This window comes from Bradyrhizobium huanghuaihaiense, assembly GCF_007830635.1.
In the GTDB taxonomy this organism is placed as follows: Bacteria; Pseudomonadota; Alphaproteobacteria; order Rhizobiales; family Xanthobacteraceae; genus Bradyrhizobium; species Bradyrhizobium huanghuaihaiense.
On record NZ_VLLA01000005.1, the window covers coordinates 264,028 to 282,255 of the forward strand.

16 protein-coding genes and 1 pseudogene are annotated in these 18,228 nt (G+C 64.8%); 3 read left to right on the top strand and 14 right to left on the bottom strand.

What is annotated here, in order from left to right:
* Positions 1–150: 150 nt before the first annotated feature.
* From IQ16_RS13930 to IQ16_RS13960, 7 genes are all read right to left on the bottom strand, one after another.
* Entirely contained in the window at positions 151–1,263 is a 1,113-nt protein-coding gene (locus tag IQ16_RS13930; protein WP_018645548.1) for a polyamine ABC transporter substrate-binding protein, read from the bottom strand.
* A gap of 6 nt (positions 1,264–1,269) precedes the next feature.
* A complete protein-coding gene (locus IQ16_RS13935) occupies positions 1,270–2,448 on the bottom strand; it encodes an aminotransferase (protein WP_018645547.1) in 1,179 nt (392 codons plus the stop codon).
* A 21-nt stretch (positions 2,449–2,469) separates the two neighbouring features.
* On the bottom strand, positions 2,470–2,796 hold the full coding sequence (locus IQ16_RS13940) for a rhodanese-like domain-containing protein (protein ID WP_026312402.1): 327 nt from the start codon (positions 2,794–2,796) through the stop codon (positions 2,470–2,472).
* 159 nt (positions 2,797–2,955) lie between these two features.
* Entirely contained in the window at positions 2,956–4,884 is a 1,929-nt protein-coding gene (locus tag IQ16_RS13945) for a potassium transporter Kup (protein ID WP_018645545.1), read from the bottom strand.
* A 143-nt stretch (positions 4,885–5,027) separates the two neighbouring features.
* Positions 5,028–6,926, bottom strand: coding sequence for a potassium transporter Kup (locus IQ16_RS13950; RefSeq protein ID WP_018645544.1), 1,899 nt, complete (start codon positions 6,924–6,926; stop codon positions 5,028–5,030).
* Between the two features lie 169 nt (positions 6,927–7,095).
* Complete coding sequence (locus IQ16_RS13955) at positions 7,096–7,926, bottom strand: OmpA/MotB family protein (RefSeq protein WP_018645543.1); 831 nt, start codon at positions 7,924–7,926, stop codon at positions 7,096–7,098.
* 24 nt (positions 7,927–7,950) lie between these two features.
* Positions 7,951–8,724 carry a motility protein A gene (locus tag IQ16_RS13960; protein WP_018645542.1) on the bottom strand — a complete coding sequence of 258 codons (774 nt, stop codon included), beginning with the start codon at positions 8,722–8,724 and terminating at the stop codon, positions 7,951–7,953.
* A 307-nt stretch (positions 8,725–9,031) separates the two neighbouring features.
* On the opposite strand from IQ16_RS13960, the gene plsY reads away from it, so the two are divergent.
* The gene (gene plsY, locus IQ16_RS13965) at positions 9,032–9,712 is read left to right on the top strand and encodes a glycerol-3-phosphate 1-O-acyltransferase PlsY (protein ID WP_018645541.1); all 681 of its coding nucleotides are present in this window, start codon (positions 9,032–9,034) and stop codon (positions 9,710–9,712) included.
* A gap of 154 nt (positions 9,713–9,866) precedes the next feature.
* On the top strand, positions 9,867–10,160 hold the full coding sequence (locus IQ16_RS13970; protein WP_018645540.1) for a hypothetical protein: 294 nt from the start codon (positions 9,867–9,869) through the stop codon (positions 10,158–10,160).
* Positions 10,161–10,177: 17 nt separating this feature from the next.
* On the opposite strand, the gene IQ16_RS13975 is transcribed toward IQ16_RS13970, so the two are convergent.
* The 4 genes and pseudogenes from IQ16_RS13975 to IQ16_RS13990 all read right to left on the bottom strand — a co-directional run bounded on the left by IQ16_RS13975 (position 10,178) and on the right by IQ16_RS13990 (position 14,730).
* Positions 10,178–10,897 (bottom strand): RraA family protein, encoded by a 720-nt coding sequence (locus tag IQ16_RS13975; RefSeq protein WP_018645539.1) that lies wholly within the window; start codon positions 10,895–10,897, stop codon positions 10,178–10,180.
* A 122-nt stretch (positions 10,898–11,019) separates the two neighbouring features.
* Complete coding sequence (locus IQ16_RS13980; RefSeq protein ID WP_018645538.1) at positions 11,020–11,901, bottom strand: CDP-alcohol phosphatidyltransferase family protein; 882 nt, start codon at positions 11,899–11,901, stop codon at positions 11,020–11,022.
* Between the two features lie 85 nt (positions 11,902–11,986).
* A pseudogene (locus IQ16_RS13985) lies at positions 11,987–12,694 on the bottom strand (phosphatidylserine decarboxylase); the annotation flags it as partial.
* A gap of 77 nt (positions 12,695–12,771) precedes the next feature.
* Positions 12,772–14,730 (bottom strand): ABCB family ABC transporter ATP-binding protein/permease, encoded by a 1,959-nt coding sequence (locus IQ16_RS13990; protein WP_018645536.1) that lies wholly within the window; start codon positions 14,728–14,730, stop codon positions 12,772–12,774.
* 201 nt (positions 14,731–14,931) lie between these two features.
* Between IQ16_RS13990 and IQ16_RS13995 the strand changes: the two genes are divergently transcribed.
* Positions 14,932–15,537 (top strand): LOG family protein, encoded by a 606-nt coding sequence (locus IQ16_RS13995; RefSeq protein WP_026312401.1) that lies wholly within the window; start codon positions 14,932–14,934, stop codon positions 15,535–15,537.
* On the opposite strand, the gene IQ16_RS14000 is transcribed toward IQ16_RS13995, so the two are convergent.
* The 3 genes from IQ16_RS14000 to IQ16_RS14010 form a co-directional block, all read right to left on the bottom strand.
* Complete coding sequence (locus IQ16_RS14000) at positions 15,538–15,915, bottom strand: VOC family protein (protein WP_018645534.1); 378 nt, start codon at positions 15,913–15,915, stop codon at positions 15,538–15,540.
* 117 nt (positions 15,916–16,032) lie between these two features.
* A complete protein-coding gene (cimA, locus tag IQ16_RS14005) occupies positions 16,033–17,631 on the bottom strand; it encodes a citramalate synthase (RefSeq protein WP_018645533.1) in 1,599 nt (532 codons plus the stop codon).
* Positions 17,628–18,119 (bottom strand): GNAT family N-acetyltransferase, encoded by a 492-nt coding sequence (locus IQ16_RS14010; protein ID WP_018645532.1) that lies wholly within the window; start codon positions 18,117–18,119, stop codon positions 17,628–17,630. Before IQ16_RS14010 ends, cimA begins: the two co-directional genes overlap by 4 nt.
* Between the last annotated feature and the right edge of the window lie 109 nt (positions 18,120–18,228).

An 18,228-nucleotide genomic window follows, 5' to 3' on the forward strand; every position in this document is an offset into this window, starting at 1 on the left:
CATCATGCCATTCTGCCGCTGTTTTGCCCGACGCCGCAACCGAATATTTCGCATTTCCAGAAATCAAAAAAGCCCAATGATTTCCGTCCGGTCTCTACTGTGCATGGGGTTGTTTTCAGGTTTTGGATTCGAGGCTGGTCCCCGGAGCCTCTACCGTCCCGTCTTCACCTTCGTCCACAGCCGGTTGATGATCCGCTGCGTCGCCGGCTCGCGCGCCGTGATGACGAAGAGCTTCGCGAGCGTCGCCTCGTCGGGATAGATGTTCTTGTCGTTGAGGATCTTCGGGTCGACCAGCTTCTGGCTGGCGAGGTTGCCGTTGGCGTAGGACAAAAAGTCCGAGTTCTTGGCCGCGACATCCGGGCGGTAGAGATAGTTGATCAGCTCGTAGGCTTCCTTGACGTTCTTGGCGTCCGCAGGGATCGCGAGATTGTCAAAGAACATCTGCGCGCCCTCCTTCGGTATGGTGTAGCCGATCTCGACGCCGCTCTTAGCTTCCGCCGCGCGCGCGCGCGCCTGCATGATGTCGCCGGACCAGCCGACCACGAAGCAGATCTCGCCGGTCGCGAGCGCGCTGAGATATTCGGACGAGTGAAACTTGCGCACGGATGGCCGGACTTTTGCGACGACGTCGGCGGCCTTCTCGAGGTCCGCCTGCTTGGTCGAGTTCGGATCGAGCCCGATATAGCTCAGCGCCGCCGGAAAGATGTCGTCGGCGGAGTCGAGCATGTGCACGCCGCAATCTCTAAATTTTGCCAGGTTCTCCGGCTTGAAGACGATGTCCCAGCTGTCGATCTTCGCGTCGGGCCCGAGGATCTGCTTCACCTTGGCGACGTTGTAGCCGATGCCCGTCGTGCCCCACATGTAGTTGGCGGCGTAGACATTGCCGGCATCGTAGGTGGCGAGGCGCTGCGTCACCACGGGCCAGGCGTTGGCGAGGTTCGGCAGCTTCGCCTTGTCGAGCTTCTGGAAAATGTTCGCCTTGATCTGGCGCTGCAGGAAATAGGCCGTGGGCACCACGACGTCATAGCCGGACTTGCCGGCCATCAGGCGCGTCTCCAGCGTCTCGTTGGCGTCGAAGGTGTCGTAGACCACCTTGATGCCGGTCTCCTTGGTGAAGGCCTCGAGGACATCCGGTGCCATGTAGTTGGACCAGTTGTAGAAGTTGACGACCCGCTCCTCGGCCCTAACTGGGGCGGAGAGCAACGTCAGCGCGGCGGCGATTGCGAAACCAAGGCCAAAGCCGGAGCGGCTGACGTTCGTCATCTCTGTCTACCTCTTGCGTCCACGCACCGCGTCCGACAGCCGCTCCAGCGCGGTGTCCAGCGTCTCGTCCTTCTTGGCAAAGCAGAAGCGCACCACCGAGGTCACGGGGTCCTGCTCATAGAACGCCGAGACCGGGATCGCGGCGACCTTGTAGTCCTTCACGATGCGCCAGCAGAACTCGGTGTCGCTCTCGTTCAGCCCGAGCGGCGACAGGTCCACAGTGAGGAAGTAGGTGCCTTGCGACTTCAGCACCGGGAAGCCGAGGCTCTCGAGCCCCTTGGTCAGGCGGTCCCTGCTCCGCGTCAGGTCCTTGCGCATCGACAGAAAGTAGTCGTCCGACTTGCCGAGGCCGTAGGCGACGGCGGCCTGCAGGTTCGGCGCTGTGGTGAAGGTCAGGAACTGGTGCACCTTGGCCGCGACGCGCAACAGCGGTGGCGCGGCGCAGACGAAGCCGATCTTCCAGCCCGTGAGCGAGAATATCTTGCCAGCGGAGCCGACCTTGATGGTGCGGTCGCGCATGCCGGGGATGGTGATCAGCGGGATGTGCTCGTGCTCGTCGAAGGTGACGTGCTCCCAGACCTCGTCGCAGATCGCGATGACGTCGAACTCCTGGCAGTAGCGCGCGAGCAGTTCCAGGTCCTCCCGCGGATAGACCACCGCGGACGGATTCAAGGGATTGTTGAACAGCACCGCCTTGGTCTTTGAATTGAAGACGCTTTTCAGCATGTCCTCATTCAGCCGCCAGTGCGGCGGCTCCAGGCGAACGAGGCGCGGAATGCCGCCGGCCTGGCGGATGATCGGCAAGTAAGAATCATAGACCGGCTGGAAACAGACCACCTCGTCGCCGGGCTGCACCACCGCGAGGATCGCCGAGGTCAGCGCCTCGGTGCCGCCGGAGGTCACCATCACCTCGCTCATCGGATCGAGCTTGAGGCCGTGCCAGTGACCGTAATGGGTGGCGATCGCCTGGCGCAGCTCCGGCAGGCCCATCATCGAGGGATACTGGTTGTAGCCGTTCAGCGAGGCCTCGGCCGCGGCGCGGCGGATGTCCTCGGGGCCGGGATCGTCAGGAAAGCCCTGGCCGAGATTGATGGCGTTGTTGTCGCGCGCGGCCTGCGACATCGCCTCGAAGATGGTGACGGGAAGGTCGGCGAAGACCTTGTTCAGGGACGAGCTCTTGGACATCTTGTTAGACATTGGGGCCGATCAGCCACCGACCTTGCTGGGAAGACCCGCCGCCTTCCAGCCCAGCATGCCGCCGGCCAGATGCTTGTCGTAAGGCAGGCCCGCCGCCTGCGCCGCGAGCGAGGCCGTCACCGAGCGCTTGCCCGAACGGCAGGCGAACACGACCTGCTTGCCTTCCGGATCGGGCATCGCCTTGGGATCGAAGGTCGAGAGCGGAACCACGACGCCGTAAGGGTAAGCCTCGGCCTCGACCTCGTTCGGCTCACGGACGTCGACGAGCAGATAGCGCCCTTCCGCGACACCCTTGGAGACCTCGTCCGGGGTCAGATCCTGTACCTGGTTTGCCACTTCATCCTCCAACGTCGCGGGCTGCATGCCGGGGCGATCCCGGCGCGCGGCAACCTCGCCTCTCGGGAAGCGAAAATCAAGCGCCACAAAGGCTTGGGCCGCGCGGCGCAAGTTAAAGCTAAATCGCAGCGACTTGAAGTGCGCTTCGAATCCCCGGCCCTAGATCGTCACCTGGGTTCCGACCTCGACGACGCGGCCCGAGGGGATCTGGAAATAGTCGGTGGCATCGTTCGCGGAGCGGCTCAGCGAGATGAACAGCCGGTCCTGCCAGCGCGGCATGCCGGAATGGGCGGCGGGCTTCAGCGCCCGGCGCGACAGGAAAAACGAGGTCGACATGATGTCGAATTGCCAGCCGAGCTTGCGGGCGATGGCGAGGGCCTTCGGCACGTTGGGCGATTCCATGAAGCCGAACTTCAGCGTCACCTTGGAGAAGGTCGGCGAGATCTGCTCCAGCCTGACGCGCTCGGCCGGGTCGATCCGTGGGGTCTGCGCGGTCTCGATGGTGAGAATGACATTCTTCTCGTGCAGCACCTTGTAGTGCTTCAGACTATGCATCAGCGCGGTCGGGGCGCTGAGCGGGTCCGAGGTCAGGAACACGGCGGTGCCAGGCACCCGCTGCGGCGGCCGCTTCTCCAGCATGGCCACGAGGTCGGCGAGCGGGAACTCGAGCTTGCGCGACTTCTCGAACAGCAGCCGGCTGCCGCGCCGCCACGTGTACATCAGGATGATCATGACCGCACCGAGCGCCAGCGGCACCCAGCCGCCCTCGAATACCTTGAGCAGGTTGGCCGCGAGGAAGGTCAGGTCGAGGAACAGGAACGGCGCGATCAGCGCGCCGGCCGCGATCGGCGACCAGCGCCAGACCTTCCAGACCACGACAAAGCCCATCATCGCCGTGACCACCATGGTCCCGGTGACGGAGATGCCGTAGGCCGAGGCCAGCGCGCTGGAGGAGCGGAACAGCAGCACCAGCAGCACCACCGCGACCAGCAGCAGCTGGTTGATGCGCGGGATGAAGATCTGGCCGGAATGGGCTTCAGACGTATGGCGAATTTCGAAGCGCGGCAGCAGCCCGAGCTGGATCGCCTGGCGCGTCAGCGAATAGGCGCCGGTGATGACGGCCTGGCTCGCGATCACGGTCGCCATGGTGGCCAGCACGACCATGCTGCCGCGGAAAAAGCCTTGCGGGAAGAGCTGGAAGAACGGGCTGACGATCGCGCCGGGATCGCTGAGCACCAGCGCCCCCTGCCCCAGATAATTCAGCGCCAGCGACGGCACCACGATGAACAGCCAGGCGGTCTGGATCGGCCGCTTGCCGAAATGGCCAAGGTCCGCATAGAGCGCCTCGGCACCGGTCACGGCCAGGAAAACCGCGCCCAGCGTCACGAAGCCGATGATGCCGTGGTGGAGCATGAAGGACACGGCGTAAAGCGGGTTCAGCGCGAACAGGATCTGCGGCTGCTCGATGATGGGGTGGATCGCCGCCGCCGCGAGGACCGCGAACCAGACGCACATGATCGGACCGAAGAAGGCGGCAACGCGCGCCGTGCCGCGCGACTGCACCGCGAACAGGCAGACCAGGATCACCACGGTCAGCGGGACGATATATGGCTCGAACGTCAGGGTGACGTCCTTCATGCCTTCGATCGCCGACAGCACCGAGAGCGCCGGCGTGATCACGGCATCGCCGTAGAACAGTGCACCGGAAATGATGCCGAGCAGGACGATGGTCGCCCCGCCGGTTCCGACCGCGCGCTGGGCCAGCGCCATCAATGCCAGTGTTCCGCCCTCGCCGTTATTGTCGGCGCGGAGCAGGATCACGACGTATTTGAGCGTCACCACCACGATGAGCGCCCACAGGATCAGGGAGACCACGCCCAGAATGGCGGCCGGCGTCGGGGCGCCCTCAGCGCCCGAGGCCGCCATTACGGCCTCGCGGAACGCGTAGAGCGGGCTGGTGCCGATATCGCCATAGACGACGCCGATGCTTCCGAGCGTCAGCGCGCGGAAACCGGCGGTGGTATGGGCCTCGCCATGCCCATTGGCCGCCGCCGTTTCCGGGGCGGGAACTGCTACGTCGCTTGTCATGGGAGAGCCCGATGGCCTCTAAAAATGCTTCACTGCACAACGGCGGAAGAGCGCGCGGCTTATAGTCCTGCGCTGCCGGCATAGCCTAGCCCGATTTTGGGCACTCGCCATGCGAAATTCGCATGGGTTCAGCAGTTGCGTTTTCAAATAGTCACTTGGGTTCCGACTTCAACCACCCGCCCGGTCGGAATCTGGAAGTAGTCGGTGGCGTCGTTGGCCGACCGGCTCAGCGCGATGAAGATATGATCCTGCCAGAGCGGCATGCCCGACTGCGCCGAAGCCTTCAGCGATCTTCGCGACACGAAGAACGACGTCGACATGATGTCGAATTGCCAACCCTGCTTGCGCGCGATGGCGAGCGCCTTGGGCACATTCGGCTGCTCCATGTAGCCGAAGCGCAGCCGGACTTTCGAGAACTTCTCGCTGATCTTCTCCATCCTGAACCGTTCGGACAGGTCGACCCGCGGTGTATGCGCGGTCTCGATGGTCAGGATCACGTTGTGCTCGTGCAGGACCTTATTGTGCTTGAGATTATGCAGCAGCGCGGTCGGCACAAAGGAAGGATCGCTGGTCAGGAACACCGCGGTGCCCTTGACGATGTGTGGCGGCCGCTTCTCCAGGCTCCGGATCAGATCGTCCAGTGGCACCTCGATCCGGCGCGTCTTCTGAAGCAGGATGCCGGTCCCCTTGCGCCAGGTCCAGATCGTCCCGGCCATGGCCGCGCCGAACAGCAGCGGTACCCATGCGCCTTCGAGCAGCTTGAGCAGATTGGCGCTGAAGAAGCTCATGTCGACGACGACGAAGGGCACGATCACCGCCGCAGCCGTCGCCGCGCGCCAGTTCCACAGCTTCCAGATCACGACGAAGCCCATGATGCCGTCGACGACCATGGTGGTGGAAACGGCGATGCCGTAGGCCGAAGCCAGATTGCTGGGGGTGTGGAACAGCAGCACCAGCAGCATGACGCCGATCAGCAGCAGCCGGTTCACGCGCGGCAGATAGATCTGGCCGGCATGGGTCTCAGACGTGTAGCGCACCTCGAAACGCGGAAGCAGGCCGAGTTGCACCGCCTGATAGACCAGCGAATAGGCGCCGGTGATCACCGCCTGGCTCGCGATCACGGTCGCCGCGGTCGCAAGTCCGACCAAGGGCAGCACCAGACTCTCGGGCACCATGCGGTAGAACGAATGCTCGATCGCGCTGGGATCGGACAGCACCAGCGCGCCCTGCCCGAAATAATTGATCAGCAGCGAGGGCAGCACGAAGAACATCCAGGCCGACTGGATCGGCTTGCGGCCGAAATGGCCGAGATCGGCGTAAAGCGCCTCGCCGCCGGTGACCGCGAGGAACACCGCGCCCAGCGTCACGAGGCCGATCGTGCCGTGCGACAGCAGGAATTGCAGCGCGTAATAGGGATTGATCGCGGCGAGCACCGACGGATCATCGGCGATGTGGACGGCGCCCATCACCGCAAGAACGGTGAACCACACCACCATCACCGGCCCGAAGGCGGATGCCACCAGCGCGGTCCCCTTGCTCTGGACCGCGAACAGCAACACCAGGATGATGACGGTGAGCGGTACGACATAGTGTTCGAAGGCGGGGGTCACGAGCTTCAGACCCTCGACCGCCGACAGCACCGAAATTGCCGGCGTGATCATGGAATCGCCGATGAACATGGAGGCGCCGACCACGCCGAGGGCGAGCAGGAGCCAGCTTCGCCGCCCGAGCGCGCGCTGGCCGAGTGCCATCAGCGAGAGCGTGCCGCCCTCCCCGTTATTGTCGGCGCGCAGTAGCAGCAGGACGTATTTGGCGGTGACGACGATAAAGAGCGCCCACAGGATCAGCGAGAGCACGCCGAGCACCATGACCCGCGAGACCGGCTCGCCATGGGCCGCGCCCTTCATTGCCTCGTGGAATGCGTAGAGCGGCGAGGTCCCGATATCGCCGAAGACAACGCCGATGCTCCCGAGCGTAAGGGCCCAAAAACCCGAGGTGACCGGCCCTTCCTGGGTCTCGGTCTGTGTGATGCTCGCCGCCATGAGGATGGAAAACGCTTCGTCCCTGAATTTGATCCGGCGCCTTTTGACGCTTCCTGCGCGCCTGTCAATCCACACAGCATAGCAGGCACGGAGCCGGATGCTGTGACGGCGCGGCCACGCCGCCGCCTGCGCGACGAGATGCCTCAGGTAAGATGGTAGCGCAAGAGGATTACGGCTTCAAATTCGGCGGCAGCGGCGGATCTTCGCGCATCAGCGTGATGGTCACGCGCCGGTTGGCGGCAAGCGAGGGATCGTCCGGAAACAGCGGCTGGGTGTCCGCCTTGCCGGAAACCGCGAAGATGTGGGAGGACGGCAGGCCCTCGCGCTCGAGGATCTGGCGCACGGCATTGGCGCGGTCGGCCGACAGATCGAAGGCGCCGTAATCGCTGCGGGTCGGCACGAATCCGGCCGCGGTGTGACCGGCAATGGAGACGCGGAGCGGCGTGGCCTTGAGCGGGACCGCGAGCTTCTCGATCAGACGGCGGGTGCGGTCATAGGGCACCTTGGAGCCGTCGGCGAACATCGAACGGCCGTCCTGGTCGACGATCTCGAGGTTAAGGCCCTGCTTGGTCTCCTCGAACATGATGTGCTTGGACATCTCGGTCAGTTCCGGCATGTCCTGCAACGCCTGCCGCAGCGAGGCCGCGGCGAGCGCGAAATTGCGGTCGATCTTCATCTTGGCGCCCGACGTGCGGTCGCGATCCTCCTGGTCCGGCGTCGGCGTGTTGGAGGCATCCTCGGGCTGGATGTGATCGACGTTCTTCAGCCGCGGGCGTGTCGGCAGGCCGTCGGACTCGACGATGCCGGCGTAGCGCGCCTCGCTCTGCACGCCGAAGGCATCGCGCATCGAGCCGGCGACGATCTTCAGCTTGTTGGCGTCCTGCGTCGAGAATGCGACGAGCATCACGAAGAAGCTCATCATCAGGCCCATCAGATCGGCGAAGGTCACGAACCAGCCGTGACCGCCGCCGTGGGCATCGCCGCGCTTCTTCTTGGCCATCTCTGTTGATCCCGGGGAGCGACCTTACGCCGGCACCGGCTCGCCCTCGGCGTGGCGATGCTTCTCCGGCAGGTAGGCCAGCAGCATTTCGCGCACCAAGGTCGGGCTCTTGGAGTCGCGGATCATCAGGATGCCGTCGATGATGAGGGTGCGGTTGGTCTCTTCGTCCAGCAGCTTGCCGTGCAGCTTGTCGGCGATCGGCAGACAGAACAGGTTGGCGACGAGCGCGCCGTAGAGCGTGGCGAGCAGCGCGGTCGCCATGAACGGGCCGAGCTTGGAGGGATCGGTCATGTTGGCGAACATCTGCACCATGCCGATCAGGGTGCCGATCATGCCGAACGCCGGGGCGCAGTCGCCGATGGCGCGGTAGATCTTGCTGCCTTCGTCGAGGTGCATCAGGAAGTTGTCGCGGTCGCGCTCGAGATTGTCGCGGATGAAGTCGAGATCGTAGCCGTCGGCGACATAGCGGATGCCCTTGGCGAGGAAGGGCTCGTCGGTCTCGACCTTTTCGAGACCCACCGGGCCCTGCTTGCGGGCGATCTCGGCGATGCGGGCGAGCTCGTCGACGAGGTCGTGGGCCGACAGCCGGCTCATGGTGAAGGCGAACTTGGCGCCGAGCGGAAGGCCGTGCAGCAGCGCCGAGAGCGGAAAGCGGATCATGGTCGCGGAGATCGAGCCGCCGAAGATGATGATCATGGCATGTTCGGAGATGAACATGTGCAGGTCGCCGCCCATGAAGATCATCGCCGTGATGACGATGATGCCCGCCGTGAGCCCAACGCCCGTCATGATATCCATGGAAGACTCCAACGCGTCCGCAACAACGGCCGTCCTGGCCGCTGGCGCGGCCCAACCCCGAACCGCATCGGAAACCCTAGAGCGCCGCCCTTAAAGCCGCGTAAAGGTTAAGTTGAGCCGGCGCGCCGGAGGCGTGCAGGGCGCCGAGAGGACGTCCCCCAATGCCGACGACCGACACGAATCTCAATACTCTGCTAACCATAATTGCGGCTCCGGACGGTGATGTCTTCAGCGTCAAGGCCGCGGCTCAATAACGCGCAGCCGAGTTGCCTCATGCTGCTCGATATAGGACGTCGAGGTGAATCCCATGGGTTTCTGGATTGCGAGCGCGATTGGACTGGCCATCGCTTATCTCTTGGGCTCCGTGCCCACGGGCTACCTGGCGGGGAAACTGCTGAGGGGCATCGATATCCGCGAGCACGGCTCCAAATCGACGGGCGCGACAAATGTATTACGCACCCTCGGGAAATGGCCTGCGTTTGTGGTGCTCTTGGTCGATCTGCTCAAGGGTGCCGCGGCGATCGTCTTCGCCCGCTGGTTTTACGGTTGGCTCTTCACGTGGCCGTCTGTCACGCCGCCGGCAACACTTGATCTACAAAGCTGGGTAGCCTGGGCCGTGTGCCTGGCTGGACTTGCCGCGTTGCTGGGGCACAGCCTTTCGATCTGGCTGAACTTTACCGGCGGGAAATCTGCCGCGACGGGACTCGGCGTCCTGCTGGCGATGTCCTGGCCGGTCGGTGTGGGGGCTGCAATCGCTTTTGCCGTTGTGCTGGCTGTTTCTCGCATCGTGTCGCTGGGCTCGATCCTGGCCGCGCTGACTGCGATCGCCCTCGTCTGCGGCCTGGAGCAGCCGTTGCCTTATCGGTTGCTGGTGATTGCGGGCGGCATCTACGTGATCGTGCGCCATCGCGCCAACATTCAGCGGCTGCTGGCAGGAACCGAGCCACGGTTCGGGCAATTCAGTCTAGAGCCCAGGGCGGAATTGTAAGGGATTGCCGAGGCCTCAATCGCTTTCGACGCGAAGCTGTCCTCCTGCCGAGAGCCAGCCGGCAAACGGCTGCGGCCCTGCGCCACGGGCGAAACGAAGGGCGATCTGCTATTCTGTGGTCACGCGGCCAGCTCCAGCGCAGGAGCGTTTTGCGATGTTGACGCTGTTCAGTCTTCTCACCGCGGTGCCGGCGGTGCTGGCGCTCCATCTGCTGGAGCCGGAGCTCGTCCTGCCTGCGTTCAGCGTGTTGCTCTTTGTCGAAGCGGCCTTCGCCGTAATCGCAGCGCGGTTGCTTCACTCCACCGACAGCGCAGACGACATCACGCTGTGGGATCTTGCCGGCGGCTTCACCCTGATCGGATGCGCCGCCGCAGTGCTCGGTGAGCCGGATCAGGCCGCCCTGTTTCTGGCCGAACAAGGCGATCCACGGCCGGCGTCGCGGCCGTAGATCCGCCCAATCACCTGTCAGTGGATTTCCGCCGAACGCTTCAGCGCGGCCTTCAGCTTCTCAAGCGAGAAGTCGGGGCTGCGGGCGATCTCCAGGATCGGCGTCTCGCGGCGGCCGCAGAGCTCGGCGGCCTCCGGCAGCTTTGCCGCGACGTCGAGTGGGATGACGATGGCGCCGTGCTGGTCGGCGTGGATCAGATCGTCCGACTTCACGGTCATGCCGGCGACGCGCACCTCGCCGCCAAAGCTCTCGGCGTGCACCCAGGCATGCGACGGGCCGATCGAGCCGGCCAGCGCCTGGAAGCCAGGAGCCCATTGCGGGATGTCGCGGATCGAGCCGTCGGTGATGACGCCGAGGCAGCCGAGCGCCTTGTGCACGTTGCTCTGCACCTCGCCCCAGAACGCGCCATAGCCGACATCAGGGCCGTCGATGTCCTGGATCACCGAGATGCGCGGACCGTGCCCGGTGCCGACATATTCGTAGTACTCGATACGGCGCTTCGACTGCTCTTCCGGTGCAAGCGAGGATTTCAGCACGGAGCGGATCGCGACCGTGCGGGCATAGCCGACGATCGGCGGCAGGTCGGGAAACGGGCAGACCAGTTGCTTGGTGGTGTAGCCGATCAGCCGGCGCTCGGGCGCCACGATCTCCATGGCGTTGCAGATCGTCGGGGTGTCGTAGCGGCCCAGCGCTTCGAGGACGGAAGCGGGCAGCGGCCCGGTCGCTTTATCAGTCACGGCGTTCTCTCCCAGATTGGCGGTCGCTGTTGGCGCGATGCCGCCGGCACAGGGCGATATAGCCGAGATCAGGGTTCAACCCAACTCAGGGAGCCTCATGGCAGATATCCGCGCGGGGCCGCTCAGTGCAGCCGTCCGGGCCGGTCGTCGTCGTGCGGCGGCTCCGACAAATTCGCCAGTGTCGGCGCCGACGGCGGCGACGGGACCTCGCCTCCCGACGGCGCGGTCGCTTCCATCGCGCGCGCCTGATCGCGATAGGATTTGTAGCCGAGCGGCAGAGCGAGAAGGTACAGCACCGTGCCGATCGACAGCACGTGCCAGGGATAGGCGATCAGGAGCGCGATGAACACGATCACCGCGACGAAGGCCGGCAGCACCAGCTCGGGCGGCACGCGCATCCGCTTGGTCTTGCCGGAGAACACCGGCAGGCGCGACACCATCAGGAAGGCGATCAGCAGCGTATAGGCCGCCGTCACCGCCGCGGGCAGCCGGCCGAGATCGAGGAACGCGACATAGATCGGCAGCAGCACCGTGATCGCGCCGGCCGGCGCCGGCACGCCGGTGAAGAAATTGGCGGCGAAGGCCGGCTTGTTCGGATCGTCCATGGTGGCGTTGAAGCGCGCAAGTCGTAGGCCGCCGGAGATCGCGAACACCATCGCGGCGATCCAGCCGGCATTGCCGAGCTCGTGCAATTGCCAGAAATACAGCATCAGGCCGGGCGCGACGCCGAAATTGACGAAGTCGGCGAGGCTGTCGAGCTCGGCCCCGAACTTGGACTGGCCCTTGATCATGCGGGCGATGCGGCCGTCGATGCCGTCGAGCGCGGCCGCGAACACGATGGCGTAGACGGCGAGCGACATCCGCCCCTCGATCGACAGGCGGATCGAGGTCAGGCCGGCGCAGATCGCCAGCAGCGTGATGACGTTGGGCACCAGCATCCGCACCGGAATGGGGCGGAACCGCCGGCGGCGGACATCGGGATCTCTCACGTCGTAGGGCGTCATGGCTCGTCCTTATCTTAGGGCGAGATATAGCAAGCCCCGTCCCCCTCCGCCATTGCGGCGGAAGGCCCGCAAGGACCGACTTTGGTTAATTGGCGCGGAAGGCGCGGCTCGGGTCGTCGCCGGCAAGGTCGGCCAAAATGGTCTCGCCGGCGATCGCGGTCTGCCCTTCCGAGACCAGCGCCTTGCTGCCGACCGGCAGGTAGACGTCGAGCCGCGAGCCGAAGCGGATCAGGCCGAAGCGCTCGCCGGCGCCGATCGCCTGGCCTTCCCTGACGAAGCAGACGATGCGCTTGGCGACGAGGCCTGCGATCTGGACCACGCCGATCCGCGCCGTCGGCGTCGAGATCACCAGCGAGTTGCGCTCATTGTCCTCGCTCGCCTTGTCGAGCTCGGCATTGATGAACAGGCCGGGCCGGTAGGCGATCCGGTCCACCCTGCCCGCTACGGGTGCGCGATTCACGTGGCAGTTGAACACGCTCATGAACACCGAGATGCGCGGCAGCGGCCGGTCGCCGAGCCCGAGTTCGGCCGGCGGCAGCGCCATGGTGATCATCGAGACGCGGCCGTCGGCCGGCGACACGACAAGACCCTCACGCACCGGCGTCACCCGCACGGGATCGCGGAAAAACAGCGCGCACCACACGGTCAGGATCGTACCGATCCATCCCAGGGGGGACCACAGCCAGAACAGGATCAGGCTCGCCAGCGCAAAGCCGCCGATGAAGGGATAGCCCTCCTTGTGGATCGGCGGGATCTGACGCTGGATCGAATCGAGAATGGACATCGCTATCTGCCGCCTGGAGTTGTTGGCACGGGGGCGCCCCCCGCGCGGTGGGCTTGTTTAGGCCAGAGTTGGGACCGGAGACAAGGTCACTCCGCGGCCGCAGGCGTCGTCAGGACGTCCGCGACCGGCGGCGGCTCCCGGTTGGGCGCCTCGCTGGAATCGGCCATCTTGGCCAGCTTCTCGCGCGCCGCCTCGGCCTCGCGCTGCCTGTTCCACATGCTGGCATAGAGACCGCCCTGCGCGAGCAGCCTTGCGTGGGTGCCGCGCTCGGCGATACGGCCCTGGTCCAGCACGATGATCTCGTCGGCACCGACGATGGTCGAGAGCCGGTGCGCGATCACGAGCGAGGTACGGTTCTTGGCGACGCGGTCGAGCGCGCCCTGGATCTCGTGCTCGGTGTGTGTGTCGAGCGCCGAGGTCGCCTCGTCCAGCGCCAGGATCGGCGGCGCCTTCAACACCGTGCGCGCGATCGCGACGCGCTGCTTCTCGCCGCCCGACAATTTCAGGCCGCGCTCGCCGACCTGGGTCTCGTAGCCCATCGGCGCCATACGGATGAAATGATCGATCTGCGCGAGGCGCGCGGCCTCCTCGACCTCGGCATCGCTGGCGTCCCAGCGGCCATAGCGGATATTGTAGCGGATGGTGTCGTTGAACAGCACGGTGTCCTGCGGCACCATGCCGATGGCGGCGCGCAGTGAATCCTGTGTGACCGCCCGGATATCCTGGCCATCGATCAGGATCTTTCCGCCTGATACGTCATAGAGGCGGAACAACAGGCGCGAGATGGTCGACTTGCCTGCGCCCGAGGGACCCACGATCGCAACGGTCTTGCCGGCCGGCACCTCGAAGCTGATGCCTTTCAGGATCGGCCGCGTCGGCTCGTAGGCAAAGCGCACGTCCTCGAACCGCACCGTGCCGGCGGTAACGGCCAGCGGCTTCGCGTCGGCTGCGTCCTTGATCTCGGCCTCGCGGTGGAGCACGCCGAACATCTTCTCGATGTCGATGATCGCCTGCTTGATCTCGCGATAGACCATGCCCATGAAATTCAGGGGCTGGTAGAGCTGGATCATCATGGCGTTGACCAGCACGAAATCGCCGACCGTGTTGGTGCCGTTGCGCACGCCGATCGCGCACATCAGCATGGTCGCGGTCAGTCCCATCGTGAAGATCACGGCCTGACCGGTGTTGAGCACCGCGAGCGAGGTGTAGGTGCGGATGCTCGCCTCCTCGTAGCGCTCCACCGACCTGTCGTAGCGCTGCGCCTCGCGCGCCTCGGCGCCGAAATATTTCACGGTCTCGTAGTTGAGCAGCGAGTCGATCGCCTTGGTGTTCGCCTCGGTGTCGGAATCGTTCATCTTGCGGCGGATGCCGATCCGCCACTCGGTCGCGATGTAGGTGTAGTACATGTACACCGCGACCGTGATCAGGGTTACGACCACATAGCGCCAGTCGAACTGCCAGAGCAGCACGGCCATCAAGAGCGAGACCTCGACGATGGTCGGGATCAGCTGCAGGATCACCATGCGCACGATGACCTCGATGCCCTCGCGGCCGCGCTCGAGCACGCGCGTCAGGCCGCCGGTCTTGCGCTCCAGGTGAAAGCGCAGCGACAGCTCGTGCATGTGGATGAAGGTGATGGTTGCGAGCTTGCGCACCGCGTGCATGGCGACGCGGGCGAAGATGCCGTCGCGCCACTGCGTCAGCACCGCCATCAGGATGCGCATCACGCCGTAGCTCGCGGTCAGCAGCAAGGGCGAAGCGATCACCCAGAGGTGCCAATTGTCGGCCGCGATCGGCGCGGTGTTGGCGCCGGTCAGTGCATCGGTGGCCCATTTGAAGCTGAACGGCACCGCGAGCGTGAACAGCTTGGCGACGAGCAGCAGCACCAGCGACCAGACCACGCGCATCTTCAGGTCGAAACGGTCGCCCGGCCAGATATAGGGCCACAGATGCGCCAGCGTGCCCATCAGCGTGGCCCGCTCCAGCGGTCCTCCGCCGGGAGGATCAGGAACGTCGGCGCCGTCGAACGATTGAGGTTGATCCATCAAGAAACCTGAAAGCCCGCCGGATGCGGGCGTCGCTGCGATTAACGAATTTCGCTTGTCATATAGAGCCTTCCCGATGCCCGCGCACCCCGCCAGATGGCGAATCTTCGATTGTTTGTCGCCATTTACCGGTAGATTTCCGGACAGTCCGAATCACCGATTGGGCTTGACGCCTCTTCGCTGCAATGCATCATGGCACCAATGAGCACGATCAAAACCGTCTGCGTCTATTGTGGCTCCGGCCCTGGAACAAATCCCCGCTTCACCGAAGGCGCCAAGGCATTCGGCAAGGCCCTCGCCGAGAACAACATCCGCCTGGTCTATGGCGGCGGCTCGCTCGGCCTGATGGGCTCGGTCGCGACCTCCGTGCTGGATCACGGCGGCACCGTCACCGGCATCATCCCCGAATTCCTGCGGATGCGCGAGAACGCGCTGACGCGCGTGCAGGAGATGATCGTCACGCCCGACATGCACGAGCGCAAGCGGCTGATGTTCGAACGCTCCGACGCCTTCGTGGCGCTGCCGGGCGGCGTCGGCACGCTGGAGGAGCTGGTGGAGCAGCTGACCTGGAAGCAGCTCGGCCGTCACGCCAAGCCGGTGCTGCTCGCTAATATCGACAATTTCTGGGAGCCGCTGTTCTCGCTCCTGTCGCACATGCGCCAGACCGAGTTCATCCGCGCCGGCCTGTCGGTCGACATCATCAAGGCCGATCGCGTCGAGGAGATCCTGCCGAAGCTGAAAGCGGCAGCGGCACAGATCGCCGAGGCGGAAAAGCAGCTCGCCCCGGAAGTCGCGCGCAAGCTCTGATCACTCCTGCGGAAACGTTACCGCCTCGATCCGGTTACCATCGGGATCGAAGACGAAGGCTGCGTAGTAGCGCACGCGATCGTGCGGGCGGATGCCCGGCGCGCCATCGGATGCACCGCCCGCGGACAGCGCGGCGGCGTGAAACGCATCGATCTCGGCCGTGGTCTTCGCGCGGAGGCAGATGTGCACGCCGCTTTCCGGCCCGACACGCGGCATGCCTTCGCGCAAATTGATCCAGAACTCCGGATAGGCCTTGCCGAAACCCACCGTCCGCGGCCGCGTGACGAGGCGCGTGAGGCCGAGGGCGGCGAGCGATGCCTCGTAGAACTTTGCAGCGCGATCGAGATCGCTGACGCCGACGGAGATGTGGTCGATCATGCTTGCCCCCTCCTCGATCTCCCGTAGCCCGGATGAGCGAAGCGATATCCGGGAAGCTCTATCCGAACGGCGCATACCGTCCCGGATATCGCTTCGCTCATCCGGGCTACATTTTTCTTACGCCGGCGCGCCCGATTTCACGAGCTTATAGATCACCGAATCCATCAGCGCCTGGAACGAGGCGTCGATGATGTTCGGGGACACGCCGACCGTGGTCCAGCGGTCGCCATTCTCGTCCTCGCTCTCGATCAGCACGCGCGTGACCGCGCCGGTGCCGCCATTGAGGATACGGACGCGGTAGTCGATCAGCGTCAGCCCCTCGATGTATTTCTGGTACTTACCCAGGTCTTTTCGCAAAGCGACGTCGAGCGCATTGACCGGGCCGTTGCCTTCGGCCGCCGAGATCAGATGCTCGCCGGCGACATCGACCTTGACCACGGCCAGCGCCACCGTGACGCGCTCGCCGAGCGCGTTGTAGCGCTGCTCGACATTGACGTCGAACTGCTCGACCTCGAAATAATGCGGCACCTTGCCGAGCGTGCGGCGCGCCAAAAGATCGAACGAGGCGTTGGCGGATTCATAGGCGTAGCCCTGCGCCTCGCGCTCCTTCAATTCCTCGACGAGGCGCGTCAGCTTCGGATCGCTCTTCTCGTAAGCAATGCCGGCGCGGTCGAGCTCGGCGATGACGTTGGAGCGGCCGGCCTGATCGGACACCAGCACCTTGCGATGGTTGCCGACCAGCTCCGGCAGCACATGCTCATAGGTCTGCGGATCCTTCAGCACGGCGGAGGCATGGATGCCGGTCTTGGTGACGAAGGCACTCTCGCCGACGTAAGGAGCATGCCGGTTCGGCACGCGGTTGAGCATGTCGTCGAGCGTGCGCGACACCTTCACCAGCGTCGCGAGCTTCTCCGCGGTGACGCCGATCTCGAAAACGTCGGCAAAGTCCTTCTTCAATTTCAGCGTCGGGATCAACGAGCAGAGATTGGCGTTGCCGCAGCGCTCGCCGAGGCCGTTCAACGTGCCCTGAATCTGCCGCGCGCCCGCGCGGACCGCAGCCAGCGAATTCGCCACCGCCTGCTCGGTGTCGTTATGGGCGTGGATGCCGACGTGATCGCCGGGGATGTGTTTCGTCACCTCGGTGACGATGGCCTCGACCTCGCTGGGCATGGTGCCGCCATTGGTGTCGCACAGCACCACCCAGCGCGCGCCGGCCTCATAGGCAGCCGTGGCGCAGGCCAGCGCGAATGCGGCGTCTTCCTTGTAGCCGTCGAAAAAATGCTCGCAGTCGAGCATCACTTCGCGGCCCGCCGCCTTCGCGGCGGCGACGCTGTCGCGGATCGAGGCGAGGTTTTCCTCCTTCGTCGTCTCCAGCGCGACGCGCACCTGATAGGCCGACGACTTTGCCACGAAGCAGATCGCATCCGCCTTCGCTTCCAAAAGGCCCGCGACGCCGGGATCGTTGGAGACCGAGCGCCCTGCCCGGCGCGTCATGCCGAAGGCGGTGAAGCGTGCATGATTGAGCTTCGGCTTGGTCGCGAAGAATTCGCTGTCGAGCGGGTTGGCGCCGGGATAGCCGCCCTCGACATAGTCGATGCCGAGGTCATCGAGCATCGCCGCGATGACCTGCTTGTCGGTCAGCGTGAAATCGACGCCGTTGGTCTGCGCCCCGTCGCGCAGCGTGGTATCGAACAGATAGAGACGCTCCTTGCTCATGGCACAGCTCCAAGCGTCTTCTTCATGGTGGTGTTGGCGAGCCACTCGTCGTTGATGGTGATGCTGTTGCGCTGCTGGGCGGTGTAGCCGCGCTTGGCGAAGAAGCCCTCCGCGGTATCGCTGGCATCGACCGAAAGGCTCTTGGCGCCGCGGCTGCCGGCAAGCTTTTCCAGCGCGTCGACGAGCATGGTCGCGATGCCCTGCCCGGCCACGGCCGGGTGCACATAGAGCATCCGGATGTGATCGGCGCCGCGCAGCGAGGCGAAGCCGACGGGCGAGCCCTCGAGCGTCGCGATCAGCGTCAGGTCGGACGCGAGTCGCTTGCCGAACTCCTCGTCCTCCGCCGCCTCCATCCAGGCCTGCTGCTGCACCTCGCTGTAGTCGTCGCCGGTCAGCTGCTCGATGCTGGCGGTGAAGATCGCAGCGAGCACCGGCACGTCATCGGGCAGGAACGGCCTAAGTGCGGGCTTTGGCAAAGTCTGTCCCATCGTCCTCACCACATCCCATAGAGTTTCAGCACGATCGCCACGGCGGCGCCGAGTAGCAGGATCTTCAGCGCGATGTAATAGAGCCAGTGCCGGGGGAACGGCGTGTCGG

Excerpts from the sequence above, each read along its gene's own strand:
- IQ16_RS13930 (WP_018645548.1), bottom strand. The coding sequence starts at position 1,263 with ATGACGAACGTCAGCCGCTCCGGCTTTGGCCTTGGTTTCGCAATCGCC.
- IQ16_RS13935 (WP_018645547.1), bottom strand. The coding sequence starts at position 2,448 with ATGTCCAAGAGCTCGTCCCTGAACAAGGTCTTCGCCGACCTTCCCGTC.
- IQ16_RS13945 (WP_018645545.1), bottom strand. The coding sequence starts at position 4,884 with ATGACAAGCGACGTAGCAGTTCCCGCCCCGGAAACGGCGGCGGCCAAT.
- IQ16_RS13950 (WP_018645544.1), bottom strand. The coding sequence starts at position 6,926 with ATGGCGGCGAGCATCACACAGACCGAGACCCAGGAAGGGCCGGTCACC.
- IQ16_RS13955 (WP_018645543.1), bottom strand. The coding sequence starts at position 7,926 with ATGGCCAAGAAGAAGCGCGGCGATGCCCACGGCGGCGGTCACGGCTGG.
- IQ16_RS13960 (WP_018645542.1), bottom strand. The coding sequence starts at position 8,724 with ATGGATATCATGACGGGCGTTGGGCTCACGGCGGGCATCATCGTCATC.
- plsY (WP_018645541.1), top strand. The coding sequence starts at position 9,032 with ATGGGTTTCTGGATTGCGAGCGCGATTGGACTGGCCATCGCTTATCTC.
- IQ16_RS13970 (WP_018645540.1), top strand. The coding sequence starts at position 9,867 with ATGTTGACGCTGTTCAGTCTTCTCACCGCGGTGCCGGCGGTGCTGGCG.
- IQ16_RS13980 (WP_018645538.1), bottom strand. The coding sequence starts at position 11,901 with ATGACGCCCTACGACGTGAGAGATCCCGATGTCCGCCGCCGGCGGTTC.
- IQ16_RS13990 (WP_018645536.1), bottom strand. The coding sequence starts at position 14,730 with ATGGATCAACCTCAATCGTTCGACGGCGCCGACGTTCCTGATCCTCCC.
- IQ16_RS13995 (WP_026312401.1), top strand. The coding sequence starts at position 14,932 with ATGAGCACGATCAAAACCGTCTGCGTCTATTGTGGCTCCGGCCCTGGA.
- IQ16_RS14000 (WP_018645534.1), bottom strand. The coding sequence starts at position 15,915 with ATGATCGACCACATCTCCGTCGGCGTCAGCGATCTCGATCGCGCTGCA.
- cimA (WP_018645533.1), bottom strand. The coding sequence starts at position 17,631 with ATGAGCAAGGAGCGTCTCTATCTGTTCGATACCACGCTGCGCGACGGG.
- IQ16_RS14010 (WP_018645532.1), bottom strand. The coding sequence starts at position 18,119 with ATGGGACAGACTTTGCCAAAGCCCGCACTTAGGCCGTTCCTGCCCGAT.